15 protein-coding genes are annotated in these 16,299 nt (G+C 60.6%); 4 read left to right on the forward strand and 11 right to left on the reverse strand.

Annotated features, from left to right (window positions below; genetic code table 11):
• Entirely contained in the window at positions 1–1,440 is a 1,440-nt protein-coding gene (locus N7U68_RS09990) for an FAD-linked oxidase C-terminal domain-containing protein (RefSeq protein WP_263049012.1), read from the reverse strand.
• A 167-nt stretch (positions 1,441–1,607) separates the two neighbouring features.
• Between N7U68_RS09990 and N7U68_RS09995 the strand changes: the two genes are divergently transcribed.
• Together N7U68_RS09995 and N7U68_RS10000 are read left to right on the forward strand one after the other, a co-directional pair.
• A complete protein-coding gene (locus N7U68_RS09995) occupies positions 1,608–2,339 on the forward strand; it encodes a DUF599 domain-containing protein (RefSeq protein WP_165197930.1) in 732 nt (243 codons plus the stop codon).
• A 36-nt stretch (positions 2,340–2,375) separates the two neighbouring features.
• The gene (locus N7U68_RS10000; RefSeq protein ID WP_241188106.1) at positions 2,376–2,750 is read left to right on the forward strand and encodes a hypothetical protein; all 375 of its coding nucleotides are present in this window, start codon (positions 2,376–2,378) and stop codon (positions 2,748–2,750) included.
• A gap of 11 nt (positions 2,751–2,761) precedes the next feature.
• On the opposite strand, the gene N7U68_RS10005 is transcribed toward N7U68_RS10000, so the two are convergent.
• The 4 genes from N7U68_RS10005 to N7U68_RS10020 are packed head-to-tail and all read right to left on the reverse strand — an operon-like array spanning position 2,762 to position 9,439.
• Positions 2,762–4,810: a hypothetical protein gene (locus tag N7U68_RS10005; protein ID WP_263049013.1), complete on the reverse strand. Its 2,049-nt coding sequence runs from the start codon at positions 4,808–4,810 to the stop codon at positions 2,762–2,764.
• Positions 4,807–7,551 (reverse strand): DUF4159 domain-containing protein, encoded by a 2,745-nt coding sequence (locus N7U68_RS10010; protein ID WP_263049014.1) that lies wholly within the window; start codon positions 7,549–7,551, stop codon positions 4,807–4,809. Before N7U68_RS10010 ends, N7U68_RS10005 begins: the two co-directional genes overlap by 4 nt.
• Positions 7,548–8,435: a DUF58 domain-containing protein gene (locus N7U68_RS10015; RefSeq protein WP_263049015.1), complete on the reverse strand. Its 888-nt coding sequence runs from the start codon at positions 8,433–8,435 to the stop codon at positions 7,548–7,550. The genes N7U68_RS10010 and N7U68_RS10015 overlap by 4 nt, the downstream gene beginning before the upstream one ends.
• Positions 8,432–9,439 (reverse strand): AAA family ATPase, encoded by a 1,008-nt coding sequence (locus tag N7U68_RS10020; protein WP_263049016.1) that lies wholly within the window; start codon positions 9,437–9,439, stop codon positions 8,432–8,434. The genes N7U68_RS10015 and N7U68_RS10020 overlap by 4 nt, the downstream gene beginning before the upstream one ends.
• Before the next feature lie 71 nt (positions 9,440–9,510).
• On the opposite strand from N7U68_RS10020, the gene N7U68_RS10025 reads away from it, so the two are divergent.
• The gene (locus N7U68_RS10025; RefSeq protein WP_263049017.1) at positions 9,511–10,101 is read left to right on the forward strand and encodes a DUF1285 domain-containing protein; all 591 of its coding nucleotides are present in this window, start codon (positions 9,511–9,513) and stop codon (positions 10,099–10,101) included.
• Between the two features lie 80 nt (positions 10,102–10,181).
• On the opposite strand, the gene N7U68_RS10030 is transcribed toward N7U68_RS10025, so the two are convergent.
• Positions 10,182–10,886 (reverse strand): SDR family oxidoreductase, encoded by a 705-nt coding sequence (locus N7U68_RS10030; protein WP_165195896.1) that lies wholly within the window; start codon positions 10,884–10,886, stop codon positions 10,182–10,184.
• Between the two features lie 314 nt (positions 10,887–11,200).
• Between N7U68_RS10030 and N7U68_RS10035 the strand changes: the two genes are divergently transcribed.
• On the forward strand, positions 11,201–11,926 hold the full coding sequence (locus N7U68_RS10035; protein ID WP_263049018.1) for a sterol desaturase family protein: 726 nt from the start codon (positions 11,201–11,203) through the stop codon (positions 11,924–11,926).
• A 188-nt stretch (positions 11,927–12,114) separates the two neighbouring features.
• Here N7U68_RS10035 and N7U68_RS10040 read toward each other — a convergent pair whose 3' ends face one another.
• From N7U68_RS10040 to N7U68_RS10060, 5 genes are read right to left on the reverse strand one after another with little or no spacing between them, the layout of a single operon-like run.
• Positions 12,115–12,831, reverse strand: coding sequence for an energy-coupling factor ABC transporter ATP-binding protein (locus N7U68_RS10040; RefSeq protein ID WP_263049019.1), 717 nt, complete (start codon positions 12,829–12,831; stop codon positions 12,115–12,117).
• Entirely contained in the window at positions 12,825–13,529 is a 705-nt protein-coding gene (locus N7U68_RS10045; protein ID WP_165195890.1) for an ABC transporter permease, read from the reverse strand. The genes N7U68_RS10040 and N7U68_RS10045 overlap by 7 nt, the downstream gene beginning before the upstream one ends.
• A gap of 30 nt (positions 13,530–13,559) precedes the next feature.
• Positions 13,560–13,688 carry a hypothetical protein gene (locus N7U68_RS10050; protein ID WP_263049020.1) on the reverse strand — a complete coding sequence of 43 codons (129 nt, stop codon included), beginning with the start codon at positions 13,686–13,688 and terminating at the stop codon, positions 13,560–13,562.
• A 1-nt stretch (position 13,689) separates the two neighbouring features.
• Positions 13,690–15,015: a c-type cytochrome gene (locus N7U68_RS10055; protein WP_263049021.1), complete on the reverse strand. Its 1,326-nt coding sequence runs from the start codon at positions 15,013–15,015 to the stop codon at positions 13,690–13,692.
• On the reverse strand, positions 15,016–16,218 hold the full coding sequence (locus N7U68_RS10060) for a formate dehydrogenase subunit gamma (RefSeq protein WP_263049022.1): 1,203 nt from the start codon (positions 16,216–16,218) through the stop codon (positions 15,016–15,018). It abuts the gene before it with no gap.
• Positions 16,219–16,299 lie beyond the last annotated feature (81 nt).

The raw sequence follows: 16,299 nt of genomic DNA on the forward strand, positions 1-16,299 counted from the left end.
CTATTCCGCCGCGATCCGTCGTGACGCGCTGTCTGCCAGCGGAAAAACCTTGGCAGGGTTCAACAGCCACTTTGGGTCGAACACATCCTTGACCGCCATCTGCATTTCCAGATCGACGGCTGCATACTGATGCCCCATCAGGTCGCGCTTTTCGATTCCCACACCGTGTTCGCCCGTCAGGCAGCCCCCTACCTCAACGCACAGTTTGAGGATATCCGCGCCGAAAGCCTCGCACAGCTCCAGATCGCCGGGTTTGTTCGCATCATAGAGGATCAGCGGATGCATATTACCATCGCCCGCGTGGAACACGTTGCCCACATCCAGCCCGTAGTCCCGACTCATCTCACTGATACGACGCAACACGAACGGCAGCTGGCTGACCGGGATTGTGCCATCAAGGCACATGTAGTCATTGATCTGCCCCATCGCGCCAAAGGCGGATTTGCGACCCAGCCAGATTCTTGCGCTTTCGTCGGCGGACGTGCTCTGACGTAGTTCCACCGGGTCATGCCTACGCGCAATTTCCAGTATGATCGCCAGTTGCTCGTCAATCTCGGCCTCTGAACCCTCGACCTCGACGATCAGCAGCGCCTCGCAATCAGGATAGCCCGCGCCAGCGAATGCCTCGGTCGCGCGGATGCATGGACGATCCATAAATTCGATCGCGACAGGCAGAACGCCTGCCTTGATGATGTCGGACACGCAGGCACCCGCCACCTCGTTGCTGTCATATCCGATCAGCACAGGTCGCGCGCCTTCGGGTTTGTGCAGAATACGCAAGGTCGCCTCAGTCACGACACCCAATTGTCCCTCGGACCCACAGATAACACCCAGCAGATCATAACCCGCCGCGTCCAGATACGCGCCGCCGATTTCGGTCACGGTGCCGTCCATCAACACCATCGTCACGCCCAGCAGGTTGTTGGTTGTCACACCGTATTTCAGGCAATGCGCACCGCCCGAATTCATCGCTATGTTGCCCGCAATGGCACAGGCCAACTGGCTGGATGGGTCCGGCGCGTAGAAAAATCCATTTTCTTCCACTGCGCCCGTCACGCTGAGGTTGGTCCGGCCCGATTGTACCCGGATGAACCGGTTCTCGTAATCGGTTTCCAACACATCATTCAGGCGCGCCACCCCAAGGATGACGCAATCACCCGTCGGCAGCGCCCCACCGGCCAGCGACGTGCCCGACCCACGCGGCACGACCGGCACACCCAATTCAAAGCAGACCCGAAGCACCTCGGACACTTCGTGCGTGCTGCTCGGCAGCACAGCGGCGAGAGGTGGGCACTTGTACGCTGTCAGCGCGTCGCATTCATAAGCCCGCGTTTCTGCCTCATCCGAGATCACTGCGCCTGCGGGCAGCACCTCGCTCAGACGCCGTACGATCTCGGGCTTGCGGGCCAGAATCGTCGCATTCGGTTGCGGCATTTCCATCGGCTGCGCCTCCACGCGCCGCGCGCCACGACATAATGACGTGAATTGCGGCATGTCAGTTTGCGCGCACGATCCCAAGGACAGCAACGCAAAAGTAATAATTGGTCATAAAATATAACCAATTTACCCATCTGGCAAGTCTCCTCGTCACTCCCTACAGTTGCATGATGCACTGGGTGGATCGTTTGGCGCTTTTCGGGTTTCTGGATATCATGGCTTTGGCCACGATACTGGTCGGCTCTTTTGCCATTGGCCTGATCATTGAGCATTCGGGCAGAGCGTGGCCTTCGGTCTCGCGGCTGATGGCGGATTATCGACGCCATTGGATGACCCAGATGATCCACCGCGACCCGCGTATCTTTGATGCGCAGACGCTGACGAATCTGCGTCAGGGCGCGACGTTCTTTGCCTCTGCCACGATGATCGCGCTTGGCGGCGGGCTTGCTCTGCTGGGGAACACCGACACGTTGATCGGCATCGCCAGCGATCTGACCATTGATCAGGACCCGGCCATCGTGTGGGAAATCAAGCTGTTCGTAATGCTGGGTTTTCTGGTGAATGCCTTCTTTAAATTCGTCTGGGCAAACCGCCTGTTTGGATATTGCGCCGTCGTGATGGCGGCGGTGCCCAACGATCCCGATGATCCACTGACGTCGCCTCGGGCACACAAGGCCGCCGAACTCAACATCACCGGTGCGCGCAGCTTTAACCGCGGCTTGCGCTCGATTTACTTCGCGCTGGCCTCGACCGCATGGCTGCTTGGTCCCGAAGCACTGATCGTGGCCGCCGCACTTACCTGCCTGATCCTCTTTCGGCGCGAATTCGCGTCGCAATCAAGGCGGATCCTGATGCAGCCGGAGGCGACCGGCAAACATGACACTGCAAACACACAGACGTGAAAGCATGACACATGGTCATGCCCTATATCTGGTTCCATGAAACGTTTCATTCTGACCCTTGGCGCTGCGTTGGTGGCGGCCCCCTTCCTGACTGGTTCCGGCTTGGCCGATGCACCGGACATCACCGATGTGCATGTCGAGAAGGACGGCATGGGCTGGCGATTTCACGTCTCCATCCTGCATCCCGACAGTGGCTGGGACCATTATGCCGACGGCTGGGAAGTGCTGGATGCAGACGGCAATGTGTTGGCCACACGTAAGCTGCATCATCCGCATGTGGACGAACAGCCCTTTACCCGCAGTCTGGGCAACGTGATGTTGCCTGATGGCACTCGCGAGGTTTTCGTGCGTGCCAGTTGCTCGGTCGAGAACTGGTCGGGTGAGCCGACTGCAGTGCGCGTTCCTTACTAAGGTAGGCGCGATCAGCGCCGCCCTTCGCGCAGCCAGCCACCAATGACCAGCATCGACGCCAGCAATAGCACCAGCCACGCGGGCAGCAACGCCGTCTGCGTCACACTTTGCGTCCGGTAGGCACCACGCGGCGTAATCCCCAGCCAGGTGCGTCCTGCGGCCGGACGACCGGGGCTGACCGCGCGGATACCGGGCACGCCGTCCTCTAGCGCGCGCACGCCGCCATTCGACGCAGCGATCACTTCTGCCATAGGTGCGCCGCTGGCAATCGTTTCCTCGAATTCCACCGGGGCGGCAGGGCCGAGGCCGATTACCGCCGACTGATCGCCGTTTTCCAACCGATAGAGGCCAATCACCGGCCCATCATAGATCGCCTCGAACCGTCCCGGCGACACTTCGGCCAAAGGCAGGTCGAGCGTATCGCCAAGCGGCGTGGTGATCGTGACCGGACCTACAGAAGCGGCCAAAGAACGGCGGATGATGCGCATTTGCTGGCCTGTTGCCTCGGCCCACAGCGCCTCTTCTTCCAGTTCCGGCTCTTTCATCATCCAATGGGCGAGACGCCGCAAGAGTTCCAATTGCGGACCGCCGCCCTCGTAGCCACGGTTCCATAGCCACGCATGATCGGAGGCGAGCAGCGCCACGCGCCCCTCGCCCACCCGATCAAGGATCAGCAGCGGTGCATCCTCGGCACCGGACATGACCACATCACCAACCGGATCACCGACCTCGATCTGGCGCAGCCAACGACCCCAATCGCCCTCGTGCAGCTCTGACAGGCCCGCCGTCACCGGATGACGCTGTCCCAGATCCGTTACGGCCGGGCGATAGCCCCGGTCGATCACCCGCGCTGTCGGGCGGGCTGGCACGATCGCTTCCAGCGGCGAACGGTAAAGGCTGTCGGCACTGGCAAAATCCGGGCCCGCAGCAATCAGAACCGCGCCACCGCCCTCGACATAGCTGCGCACATTGTCGAGGTAGAGCGACGGCAGGATGCCGCGCCGCTTGTAACGGTCAAAGATGATCAGATCGAAATCGTCGATCTTTTCCAGAAACAGCTCTCGCGTTGGGAACGCGATCAGGCTCAGCTCTCGCACCGGAACGCCGTCCTGTTTTTCGGGAGGGCGCAAGATCGTGAAATGCACAAGATCAACAGAACTGTCCGATTTCAGTAGATTACGCCATGTGCGGCCGCCGGGGTGGGGCTCTCCTGAGACCAGCAGCACGCTGAGCCGATCGCGCACACCGTTGATCTGTACCAGTGCAGAGTTGTTGCGATCCGTCAGCTCGCCTTCTGCCTCGGGGATAGTGAACTGTAGCACGTTGCGCCCGCCATGTGGCAACACCAACGGCAGGTCTATGTCGCGTCCGATTGGCACCTCGAACCGCTGCGGCGCGTCGCCATCGATCGAGATATCAAGCTGCGCACTCTCGACGTTCTCGGGCACGGCACCGCTATCCTCGACACGGATGGTCAGGGTGATCTCTTCGTCCAGAATGGCAAAAGCGGGCGCACCTGCGATGATCAGCCGCCGATCCCAGTCATCACTGCGCCCGGTATGCAGCAGATGCATCGGCGCAGGCAGGTTCGGGGCGCGGTCCAGATCGTGCAACCTCCCGTCACTGAGCACGAAGACCCCGGCGATGCGCCCTTGGGGTTCTTCGGCCATTGCGTCGGCGAGCGTGCTCATCAGTTGCGTACCGCTGTTGTCGGCACCGTCGGGGACAGTGACCCGGCGCACTTCGGTATTTTCACGTGCTTGCAGGCGGGTGGCCAGCGCCTCGGCGGCCTGCGTCGTCATCTCGGCACGGTCACCCAGCCGATGGCTGGCACTGGAATCTTCAACGACCATGACAATATCGCTGAGCGGCGCGCGGTCCTCTTGCTGATAAACAGGACCCGCCAGCGCCGCCAGAACGACCACGGCCCCCAGCGCCCGCAACGCCCATCCCGACAAGCCGCGCCACAGCGCCAATGCCGTGCCGCAGATCACCATGCCCGCCAGCACCGCGATCAGCCACACAGGCAGCAATGGATCAAAGACCAGCAGCCCCGTCATTGGCCCAACCTGTCCAGCAATGCAGGCACATGCACCTGATCGGATTTATAGTTACCCGTCAGGACGTGCATCACCAGATTAACCCCGAACCGGTAGGCCAGTTCGCGTTGCCGTTCTCCGGCATAGCCCCGTCCGACGGGAAACATCACGTTGCCGCGCCCATCGACTGCCCATGCGGCAGCCCAGTCATTGCCACCAATAACCACCGGCGTAACCCCATCATTCAGGTTGCGGAATGGCATACCCTCGATCTGCTCGGCGTCTGGCGGCGAGGCCTCTACCCAGACAGGACGCCCTGCATGGCGGCCCGGAAAATCCTGAAGCAGATAGAATGTGCGCGTCAACACGTGATCCTTGGGCACCTGCTCCAACGGCGGAATATCCAGCGGCGCTGCGAGGCGTTGCAGTTTGACCCCGTTGGGGGATGCCGCACCGAAGCTGGCGATATCCGCATCCCGTGTGTCGAACACGATCATCCCACCTGTGCGCAGATAGTGGTTCAGTTTGGTGTAGGCTTCGGTCGAGGGCTGCGGCTGATCCGGCGTGATCGGCCAGTAAAGAAGCGGAAAGAACGCCAGTTCATCTGTTTCCAGATTAACCCCCACCGGGTCCGTAGGCTCGACCGATGTCCGAAAGAAAAGCGTTTCGCTGAGACCGAGCAGCCCAGCGCGAGCGGTATCATCCAATCGCGCGTCGCCGGTGATGACATGAGCAAGTGCCAGCTCTGATGTCAGTGCCTCGTGCGTTTGCTGGGCCTCGCCCGTGTCCGGCAACATCAATGCGGCTGCCAGCACCAATGCCGCGCGGGCGGGCAACAGGCGACCCGACAGCGCGAGTGACGCCAGAATGTCGGCGCTCAGCAGCACCAGTGCCAGCGCAAGAAGCCAGCCGCCCAACGGTGTCTCGGCCCCGCGTTGAAAACCGCGGACATTGACGCGCGCAGGCCATAAGGCCGGGGTCAGAGTATCCCCCTCGGCGAGCACATTGCGCGCGATCCGGCGGTCAGCCCCATCATACAGACCCGGCTGCATGTCGCGGCCCAGCGGCGCGTCCACCAGCGCCTCGCCGGTAACACCCGGCAGGTTGCCCGCGTCGCTGAGCACGCCAAACCCGTCCAGAACCTGAACAGGATGCCATGTGGTGCCTGTCAGTTCTTCGGCAGCGGGCATCTCGGCGGCGGAGGAGATCGCCAGCCGCTCCAGCATCCGCACAAACAGACCGGACAGGGGCAGCGTGGACCATTCGGCATTGGCCGTGACGTGAAAGAGCACCACCTGTCCCGCGCCGACTTTCTTGCGCGTGACCAGAGGGGTGCCATCACTCAACTGCGCGATGACGCGCGCGGCCAGTGTCGGGTCGGGCTGCGCCATGACTTGTGCGCTGACGGTCACATCCTCCGGCACGTCGAGGCCGTAAAAGGGGCTGTCCTCGGGAAAGGGCGCAAGTGATTTGGGCGATCCCCAGCTCATCGCGCCGCCAACCGTACGACCACCGGCCCGCAACCGTACGGGCATCAGAGGCGCCTCTTCATTGCGCGATACCTCGCTGCCCGCAAGGCGCGGCCCGGCAAAGCGCAACAGCATTCCGCCCGTATCAACCCAGTCCAGCAGGGCAGACTGTTCAGCCTCGGACAGAGTCGCCACATCCGCAAGAACGATGACATTTGGGTTGGCAGGCAGTATGTCCATCAACGCGCCATCCAGCAGATCGGCAGAAGGCTGCAACGCGCGCTCGAGATAATGCAGCGGCGACAGCAGCTCCAGCCCCTCGCGGTCATCACGACCCGCAATCAATGCGACCTCGCGTCGTTTCAGCCCGTCATCGGTCAGGCTAATCGCACCCGCATGATCCTGCCCGGCAATCTCAAACCGGGTGAGCCGCGCACGCAACTCGGCTGGCAAGCTGAGTGTGCCTGTCGCGGTGCCTTCGCCCTCCTCAAATTGCAGTGGCAATGTGGCCATCACCCGAGGGGTTCCCGACGGGTCACGACCATGTGCCAGAATAGCAATCTCGCGCTTCAGCGCCGTTTGAGCGCGCTGAGCGGTCAATACCAGCGCACCATCCTCTATCCGCGCCGGGCCAAGGGCGAGCGTCGCATGCGCGCCCTCGAATACGGTCACAGTTCCGCGATCCTCCAATGCGTCGAGCAGCGCCTCGCGGCCCTCGCGCGCCAGCCCGTCGGACAGCCAGCGGGTCTCGAACGGGGTATCGCCCAGCAGCATCGCCGCCTGTGTCATATCATCCGACCCGGCGGCCCATGCCGCGGGCACCAGCCCCGGTAGACGGCTGCGCCACGTATCGGCAGACTGGAACACAGGCGCGGCAGGATCGGTCAGGCGCATAATGGCCACAGGCCGGGCCTCGCGCCCCGCCTCAGCCAGCATCGTGGTCAGGAACGCGCGTTGTTCAGGCCAGTCGCGGGCGCTGGCCCAACTGGCATCCATCACGATCAACAATGGGCCTGTTTCTGATCTGGTCGCGTCGTCTTTGGGGTTCAGAACGGGGCCGGCCAGCCCGATAATCACCGCCGCCACGGCCAGCATCCGCAATAGCAGCAACCACCACGGTGTCCGGTCGGTCACACTGTCATCGTCCTTGAGACCCAGCAGCAACGCGACACCGGGGAACCGACGGCGCACCGGCGCGGGCGGCACGGCACGCAGCAGCACCCACAGCACTGGCAACAGGGCCAGCGCGACCAGAAGCCACGGCGCAGCGAAACCGATGGGCCCGATCATCATCGCCGCGCCCCTCCGCTCTCAATCGCGCGGTAGAGCCATAACAGTGCCGATTGCGCGCTGTGCGAGGTGTGATGACAGCCGTAGCGCCAGCCCGTTGCGGCACAAAGCTGCTCCAGCTCGGCCTTGCGGGCTGCCAGACGCTCCAGATACCGATTCTTGAGGTCATTTGCCTTCAGCGTTTCGTGCGCCAGCGTGCCGCCGATGGATTCGAAAATCGCGCGGCCGCGATAGGGAAACGCCTCTTCGGCGGGGTCGAGCACCTGAAACAGAACACCGCGCACGCCGCGATCTGCCGCCTTGGTCAGCGCGGCGCGCACGGGTGCCACATCGCCCATGAAATCAGAGATAAAGAGGGCCCGAGAATGGGGCAGCATGCCGCGTGCTTCGGGGGCGCCGTAATCTTCGGCACTGTCTTCGCTGGCCAGATAGGTCGCCAACCGCAATATCTGTGTCTCTCCGCGGCGCGGCGGCAGCGCGCTGCCGGTCATGCCCACGCGTTCGCCACTGCGCAACAGCATGATCGCCCCGGCCAGCGCGATCAGTCGCGCGCGGTCCGCCTTTTCGGGCAGGTCCGGGGTCGAGGCAAACCGCATCGAGGCAGCCCCGTCGACCCATAGCATCACACTCTGTGCGATCTGCCATTCGCGTTCGCGCACGAACTGCACGTCACTGCGCGCGGACCGGCGCCAGTCAATCATCCGCCGCGAATCGCCCTGTTGTACGGGGCGGTATTGCCAGAAATCATCGCCCAGCCCTGCCCTGCGGCGGCCATGTTCGCCCAGCAGGACAGACCCTGCCAGCCGTTCGGCCCGCGCCAGCAGAGGTGGAAAGCGCGCGGCCTCGGCCTCGGCCCGACCACGCAGAGAGGCGGGAGACGTTGTCACGCTGCGGCCATGGTCCGGCTCAGACCGGCGGTGGTCTCGGCAATCAGATCAGACAGACTGTCGCCGCGCGCCCGCGCCGAGAAGTTGAGCGCCATGCGGTGGATCAGCACCGGCTGCGCCATTTCGATCACGTCGTCGGCATTCGGTGCCAGCCGTCCCTGTAGCAACGCGCGGGCGCGTACGGTCAGCATCAATGCCTGCGCCGCGCGCGGACCCGGCCCCCAAGCAACCATCGTCTTAACCCGTTCGGACGCGTTTGCATCCTCGGGCCGGAAAGCGCGCACCAAATCGAGAATCATTTCCATCACGCCATCCCCCACCGGCATCCGGCGCAATAGATGCTGCGCCGCCAGCAATTCGGTCGCGGTGAATACGCCATGCGCCGCGTCCTCGGTCGCACCGGTCGTGGCCACCAAAATATCACGTTCGGTATCGCGGTCAGGATACGGCACGTCGATCTGCACCAGAAAGCGGTCCAACTGCGCCTCGGGCAGCGGATATGTGCCCTCTTGTTCAATCGGGTTCTGCGTTGCCAGCACATGAAATGGCGGCTCTAGCGCGCGATCCTCGCCCGCAACGGTAACTTGGCGTTCCTGCATCGCCTGCAACAGGGCAGACTGCGTGCGCGGGCTGGCGCGGTTAATCTCGTCCGCCATCAGAAGCTGGCAAAAAACCGGGCCGGGAATGAACTTGAACGCGCGGGTGCCATCTGCGCCGGTTTCCAGCACTTCACTGCCCAGAATATCGGCTGGCATCAGATCGGGAGTGAACTGGATTCGATTGCCCGCAAGCCCCATCACCGTGGCCAGCGTTTCGACCAGCCGCGTTTTGCCCAGTCCGGGCAGACCTACCAGCAGGCCATGCCCGCCACACAACAACGCCGACAACGTCAGGTCCACAACGCGGGTCTGGCCTATGAAGCGCCGGGTGATGGATGCCCGTGCCTGCGCCAGCTTTTCCTCCAGCATTTCGATCTCGGCCACCAGATCGGTCGGATCAGTCATGGCAATGCTCCCTGCTCATTCTATATCTGTTACCTAAGAGTGTATCGCGCAGAACGGAAATGGCAAAAGCAATGAGCGGAGAAAAGATCACGACACCGTCATCGGATGGGATCGAGGCGGCGGCACGGGCTACCGCAAAACAGGGTGGCAAACGCGGTTTGCCGCCGATTCACCTGTGGAATCCGGATTTCAGCGGCGACATCGACATGCGCATTGCGCGCGACGGGACATGGTTTCACGAGGGTACCCCAATCAACCGGCCTGAACTGGTTCGGCTGTTTTCGACGATCATGCGCAAGGAAGGTGACAAGTATGTGCTGGTCACGCCTGTCGAAAAGGTCGGGATCACCGTCGACGATGCGCCATTTGTCGCCGTGGATTTCGACGTCAGCGGCAGTGGCGCGGATCAGGTTCTGACATTTCGGACCAATGTCGGCGACAGCGTCGACGCCGGGCCGGATACCCCGATCCGCGTCGAGCGCGACGCCGAGACAGGCGAGCCATCGCCCTATGTGCTGGTACGCGGTGCGTTAGAGGCGCTGATCGACCGCAAAAGCTTTTACCGGTTGGTCGAGATCGGGGAACATCATGCTGGATGGTTCGGGCTTTGGTCGGACGGCACGTTCTTTCGGGTGATTCCGTCGACGGAAATGCAAGTCTAACGCATCGAAACCACCAGCAGGACCGCAGCGCGTGGTCGGAGGACCTAACGCTGCGGCCTTGGATCGTGGCGCACCCCGCGTCAGACCGACGCTGTCAGCCCGCCATCCACCCGCCAGTTCTGACCAGTGACATATCCGCCGCCTTCGGACGCCAGATACGAAATCAGTGCAGAGACTTCGTTCGCATGCCCGTAGCGCCCCATCGGGATGCGGGCGCGCCGATCCTCGGTCTCTGGCAGGCTGTCGATGAAACCGGGCAGCACGTTGTTCATGCGGATGTTATCGGCGGCGTATTTGTCGGCATAAAGCTTGGTAAACGCGGCGAGGCCTGCGCGAAAAACACCTGAAGTGGGAAACAGCGGATCAGGTTCGAACGCGGCAAAAGTCGAGATGTTGATGATCGTGCCACCACCCTGCGCCTGCATGATCGGCGTGACCATGCGAGTCGGGCGGATCACGTTCATCAGGTAGAAATCCATGCCGGTGTGCCAATCCTCATCGCTGATTTCCAGAATTGGCCCCTTAGGGCCGTGCCCGGCGGAATTGACCAGCACATCAACGCGACCCCAGCGATCCTGCGCGCCCTTGACCAGACGCTCCAGATCATCGGTGTTCTGGTTCGATCCGGTCACACCCAGCCCGCCCAGTTCCTTGGCCAGCGCCTCGCCCTTGCCGGACGATGACAGGATACCGACGTGAAACCCGTCCTGCGCCAACTGCTGTGCCGCGCCTGCACCCAAACCGCTACCACCCGCAGTAATGAGGGCTACCTTTTGATCGGACATAGTCGTTTCCTTTCGCGTTTCTCGATTGAAATCATGGCCTAGTCTACTGATCTGCCCGCTACAATTCGCGGAAAAATCTCTGCGTGGTGATTGTAGAAAATCTACTGCCATTGCCACCCGTTTACAGGCAGCGGGCGGCTGAGTTCAGTGACAAATGCCGCGTGCGCTGTCGTTACAATCGGGTGGCGATCACGACGCCAGCAGGAGGGCAGTGGCTTTCAACAGTAATTCCGGGGTTAGTGTATGTCGCAGCGTCAGGTTTGACGACTGTCCTGCGGCCCATATAGACAACCAGAATACATATGAGGTCTATGATGACGCGACTAAAGCTCATGTTTTCTCATATCAGCATCGTCGGCATGTGCCTTGCTGCACTGACTGGCATTGCGATCATGGTGTTCCATGCCCCGTGGTGGGCGTGGCTGTTGATACCGTTCGGGTTTGGTGCCCAGATGCTGAACGAGTACAGTCTTCACAGGTTTGTATTTCACTTGCCCCCGCCAAAGCGTCAATGGGCATTTGATCTGCTGTATCAGGCACATTACGGGCATCACGATTTTCCGACCAATCACGGGTTGTTCTTTGTGCCACCTTGGGTCGCCCTGCCGGTGCTCGGCCTCAATTTCTGTCTGGTTTGGGGAATTGCCGCGCTGATCGGACTACCGGCGTCTTTTGACATTGCTGTGGCAATCGTTCTGGTGGGCGGTGTTCTGATGTTCATGGGCTATGAATGGTTCCACATGACATCGCACCTGAACATTCCAAAATCCAAAATCGCACGCCATGTCACAACATTGCACAATCAGCACCATTTTCGTGATTTTTCAAAATGGTTCCACGTCTCGCCCGGTGGGGAAGTGATTGACCGTGTTATGAATACTGCGATTGACCGCGAGGCACTAAGGACGAAACAACGGATCGAGTTTATCCGCACTCTGGGTTTGCGCCCCGACGATCCGCGCCTCGTGGCGGCGCGTACGCGATTTGCCGAGAAATACGGGCTGTCGCAAAACGAAATCGCCCGCGCAGCCGCTTCCTGAATGTGATCTGCTGCCAAGCTTTCATCCAGCCGTGACCGGAGCCCATGAGGCAAGCAACGCTTTGTGGCGAGATCATTACTGGGGCGATGAGCCTGAAATTACCCGCACGCCCGAACCGCTGACCTTGCACCGCGCGTCCGAGATCGGCGACACGCAGTCTGCGCCCGCCGTGATCGAAAGCACGGTTATCAATCGACGATGTCTCCTTGCAAAAATGCCTGAAATTCTGCTGTGCCGGGGTTACTGAAAATCTGTGGTGCAGACCCCTGATCATGCAGTTTTCCATGCAAGAGGAACAGCACATCGCTGGCAAGTCGGCGCGCCTGCCCCAAGTCATGCGTCGTCATCACGATGCGGGTTCCTGTCGTGTTTGCATGGCGCAAAACGGTTTCAATCTCGCGTGTGGACCGACCGTCGAGATTGGCGCACGGCTCGTCCAGAAACAGCACTTTGGGGGTGCGGACCAGAGCACGTCCAAGAGCCAGTTTCTGTTTCTCGCCGCCCGACAGGCGCGGTGCCGGATGGTCAAGCATCTCGTGCAACCCGACCCGTCCAGCCCAATCGGTAACCTTTTGTGCGATCTCGGATTTGGGTACACCAAGCAATTTCAACGGATACGCAAGGTTCTGCCTGACGGTTCGCCGCAGCATGATCGGACGTTGGAAAACATAGGCCTGCGCCTGCCGTGCCTCAGCATCGGCGACAGACCACTGCACCGTCCCGGCCGAGATACGCTCAATCCCGTGCAGGACCTTCAACAGTGTCGTTTTCCCCGCACCGTTCGGGCCGATCAGGATTGTAAAGCCGGACCCAGCCAGTGTCAGATTAACAGGGCCAAGGATCGTTCTGCCGCGCCGTTTGACACGTACATCCTTCAGGCTGACGGACAGTGGGTTATCTACCATGTGCCCTCTCGTTCTGTCCGAGACAGGGTGTGGATGGCGAAATTTACCAGCAGCGCCATTGCAATCAGAACGAAGCCCAATCCCAGCGCGAGAGAGAAGTCGCCCTTGCCGGTTTCCAGAGCAATTGCCGTCGTCAAAACCCGCGTGGCATGGTCGATGTTGCCACCGACGATCATAATCGCACCGACTTCGCCAATCGCGCGCCCGAATCCGGCCAACGCCCCGGTCAAAAGCGCGCGCCGACCGTCCCAGATCAGCGTCGCGATGCGTTGCCGACCGCTGGTGTTGAGGGAAATCAACAGATCATGGTAATCCGCCCATAGTTCGCGCATGGTCTGATGGGTGATCGACGCGATCAATGGCGTGATGATGATAACCTGCGCGATAATCATTGCCGTGGGTGTGAACAAAAGCCCAAGAACGCCAAACGGGCCAGAACGCGACAACAGCAGGTAGACGATCAGCCCGACGACCACGGGTGGCAACCCCATAAAGGCATTCAGGGTCGCAATCGTGGCACGGCGAAACCGAAAGCGGCGAATGGCCAGCCAAGTGCCGAACGGGAGTGCAATGGCAGACGCGATCACGAGTGCTGACAGGCTGACCCGAAGGGACCGCAGCGTGATTTCAACCAGATCCGCGTCAAGCGTGATAATCAGCCGGAACGCCGCAAGAATACCGGCCCAGATCTCGTTCATTACGGGGGGTGTCCTAACCAGTTGCCTGTGTCAGTTGCCGAGGCGCACCGCAGGGCCTGATGCGCGTTCCTGACTGGAGAAACCGGCCTTGGTCAGAATCATGTTCGATCCGACTGCGATAACGGCAATCGCCACAATGGCTGCGAGCATGGCTTTCATATCAGTCCTCTCCCTGCACCGTTTGGGTACGCAAGTAGTCGATCAGATCATCGCGGTCCGCCTGTTTGACAATCCGCTGCATTGGCATTTTCGTTCCCGGAATGAAGTGATCCGGCCCAAGATCGAACAAAGCATTGATCGTCTCTGCTGACCAGATAATTTCCGAGCGGTCAAGGGTGTCCGAATAGACGTAATCTGACACGGTTCCGGCCTTGCGACCAAAAAGGGCATGCAGGCTTGGCCCCGCCTTGCGCGCACTCCCTGCCTCCAGCGTGTGGCAGATAGAGCATTTCCGTTTAAACTGTCGCTCTCCGTTCGACAGCGTTTCCGGGTCTGCGAGGAAACTGCGCTGCTTGCCAGTCATCGGGCCGTGTTCGGTCATCGTGGCCACCGGCCAAGAATAAACGATATCCTCTATGCCGCCTGCATGAATATTCTGACCGTCTGGAGAAAAGGCCAACGCCCAGATCGGTCCTTGACGTGCTGCGCGAAAATCGTGGGTAATCTCCATCCTCTCGGTGTTGACGAGCATGATGAACCCTTCGCCATCACCCACCGCGAGCTGTTTGCCAACCGGATCGAAGGCCATCGCCAGAATGGGACGGCGCTCGAGCGTGAAATCAGCGATCTCTTCACCGGTTGTGAGGTCGATGATCCGTGTGCCGCCATCAACCGCGCCATAGGCAAGCCAACCTGCCGCCTGATTTACAATCAATTCGTTGACGCCAAATCCATGTTTGACAATCACGTTCGAGGTCGGTTGGGAGCCGAAGCTCTGCCACGACCGGATGGTGCCGTCCATGGATGCCGAATAGAGCGTTTCGCCGTCCTGCGAGAAAGCGACCGCATTCACCCCTGATCTGTGCCCGGTCAGTTTTCTGCCAACGATCTGCCAGTTGCTAAGCGCGACGTCATTCCGCGTGTCGATGGTGGTCAGGCCAATCGTGCTGTCCCATGATGCGGTCGCGATGGTCATGCCGTCTGGTGCCAAGGCCACGTCCATGACCTTGGCGGTATGTGAGACGATCTGGCGACCTTCTCTGGCGCGGGCAGACCACAGCCACGCCTGAAAGTCATCACCCGCAGAGACCACGAAATCTTCTGCCCGAAACGCCACCGCGTTGACCGCCGCGGCGTGGCCTTCCAGCCAGATGGGATCATGCTGGTCCCACAGGCCCACGGAATTGTCGAAACTCGCCGTTGCGATCTGGCCCGCAGGGGACACCGCTATGTCCATGATCGGGCCGCCGTGGCCTTTGAGTGTAAAGAAATCCTGCGCGGCCAATGGGGTCGCGAAAAGGATCGCTATGGCCAATGCACGCGCCATCTATTCAGCGGGCGTGGCGTTTTCTGTATTCGGCTTCTCCTTGGCCTTCACTTCATCGACCCAAAGCGAATGATGCTCGCGCGCCCATTGTTCCTCGACTTCGCCGGAGCCCATGGCGTCGTAAGCACCTTCCATTCCCAGCGTGCCAATGTAGATGTGCGCAAAGATGATCGCCATCAACACAAAGCTGACGATCGCGTGCCATAGCTGTGCATATTGCATCTCTTCATGTGGCGCGAGATCGGTGCGCAGCTCGCCCAGCCCCAGAAGTTCGGAAATACCAAACGCGTTCAGCTTCGCGAATGTCGCTGCGAAAATATTGATCTCGAACGGGAAGAGTAATGACAATCCGGAGACCGATATTGATGCCCCGAGCAGGATCACGGACCAGAATATCAGTTTTTGACCAGCGTTGAATTTCTTTGCAGGTGGGTGCCCCTTGGAGAAGATGCCCCCGCCCTTGAGCAGCCAGTTGATATCTGTACGGTCGGGCAGATTGTGGATGACCCACATCACGAAAATCATCACCAGCGCGATCATGAACGCCCATGACACATTGTTGTGGACCCATTTCGATGCCACGGCGAGCGTCGAAAATGCCTCGTGCCCGAATGTCGGGATCAGAAATTTGCGACCAAAAAGTGAGATCAACCCAGTCAGTCCCAACAGGATGAACGAACCCGCCAACAGCCAATGGCCAAAGCGTTCAATCGCCTTGAAGCGTTCTATCTTGTGTCCGGTCTTGACACCGTCGATGCGGATCCGACCCCGCACGAGATAAAACAATGCAAGCAGCAGCAACGTGCCGCCCAACAGATAGCTGCCATAGGTCAGCAGTGGGCCTTGGCGAAACCGAAGCCAGCGCATGCCCCCATCCTGCACAAGGGTGGTGGCGGCAGGGCCGTTATTCGATGCGGTGATATCGGCAGAACCGAACCGCAAGGCGCGCCACAGCTCTGGATCAGACGCGCCACCCAGCGTCCCAAGCTGGTTCGACGGGGCCGCTGCGTTATTCGGATCACCCGTCGCGTCCGATCTGAAACCGTTGTCCACCTTTTCGCCGCGCTGCCGGGCGAGGATATCCTCAAGTGTCTGTGCACCACCTGTCGCAGAGCGGTCAGGTACGGTGGCGGGCGCATCCTGCGCGTGACCCATCGTAACGAACGACATGGTCAAGAGCAGAGCGATCAGCGTGCGGAACATGGTCGGTCCTCTTGTTTCATTTAGGCAAAAAAGGGCGATCCATTTAGGATCGCCCTGATCGGTTCAAAGGTCCAGACAGGG

It is taken from the genome of Roseovarius pelagicus, from assembly GCF_025639885.1.
GTDB lineage: Bacteria > Pseudomonadota > Alphaproteobacteria > Rhodobacterales > Rhodobacteraceae > Roseovarius > Roseovarius pelagicus.

Bases quoted from the DNA above. Each gene is read 5' to 3' on its own strand.
- N7U68_RS10050 (WP_263049020.1), bottom strand. From the start codon at position 13,688: ATGAAAGCCATGCTCGCAGCCATTGTGGCGATTGCCGTTATCGCAGTC.
- N7U68_RS10060 (WP_263049022.1), bottom strand. From the start codon at position 16,218: ATGTTCCGCACGCTGATCGCTCTGCTCTTGACCATGTCGTTCGTTACG.
- N7U68_RS10035 (WP_263049018.1), top strand. From the start codon at position 11,201: ATGACGCGACTAAAGCTCATGTTTTCTCATATCAGCATCGTCGGCATG.
- N7U68_RS09995 (WP_165197930.1), top strand. From the start codon at position 1,608: ATGCACTGGGTGGATCGTTTGGCGCTTTTCGGGTTTCTGGATATCATG.
- N7U68_RS10000 (WP_241188106.1), top strand. From the start codon at position 2,376: ATGAAACGTTTCATTCTGACCCTTGGCGCTGCGTTGGTGGCGGCCCCC.
- N7U68_RS10055 (WP_263049021.1), bottom strand. From the start codon at position 15,015: ATGGCGCGTGCATTGGCCATAGCGATCCTTTTCGCGACCCCATTGGCC.
- N7U68_RS10010 (WP_263049014.1), bottom strand. From the start codon at position 7,551: ATGATGATCGGGCCCATCGGTTTCGCTGCGCCGTGGCTTCTGGTCGCG.
- N7U68_RS10020 (WP_263049016.1), bottom strand. From the start codon at position 9,439: ATGACTGATCCGACCGATCTGGTGGCCGAGATCGAAATGCTGGAGGAA.
- N7U68_RS09990 (WP_263049012.1), bottom strand. From the start codon at position 1,440: ATGGAAATGCCGCAACCGAATGCGACGATTCTGGCCCGCAAGCCCGAG.
- N7U68_RS10030 (WP_165195896.1), bottom strand. From the start codon at position 10,886: ATGTCCGATCAAAAGGTAGCCCTCATTACTGCGGGTGGTAGCGGTTTG.
- N7U68_RS10045 (WP_165195890.1), bottom strand. From the start codon at position 13,529: ATGAACGAGATCTGGGCCGGTATTCTTGCGGCGTTCCGGCTGATTATC.
- N7U68_RS10040 (WP_263049019.1), bottom strand. From the start codon at position 12,831: ATGGTAGATAACCCACTGTCCGTCAGCCTGAAGGATGTACGTGTCAAA.
- N7U68_RS10005 (WP_263049013.1), bottom strand. From the start codon at position 4,810: ATGACGGGGCTGCTGGTCTTTGATCCATTGCTGCCTGTGTGGCTGATC.
- N7U68_RS10025 (WP_263049017.1), top strand. From the start codon at position 9,511: ATGAGCGGAGAAAAGATCACGACACCGTCATCGGATGGGATCGAGGCG.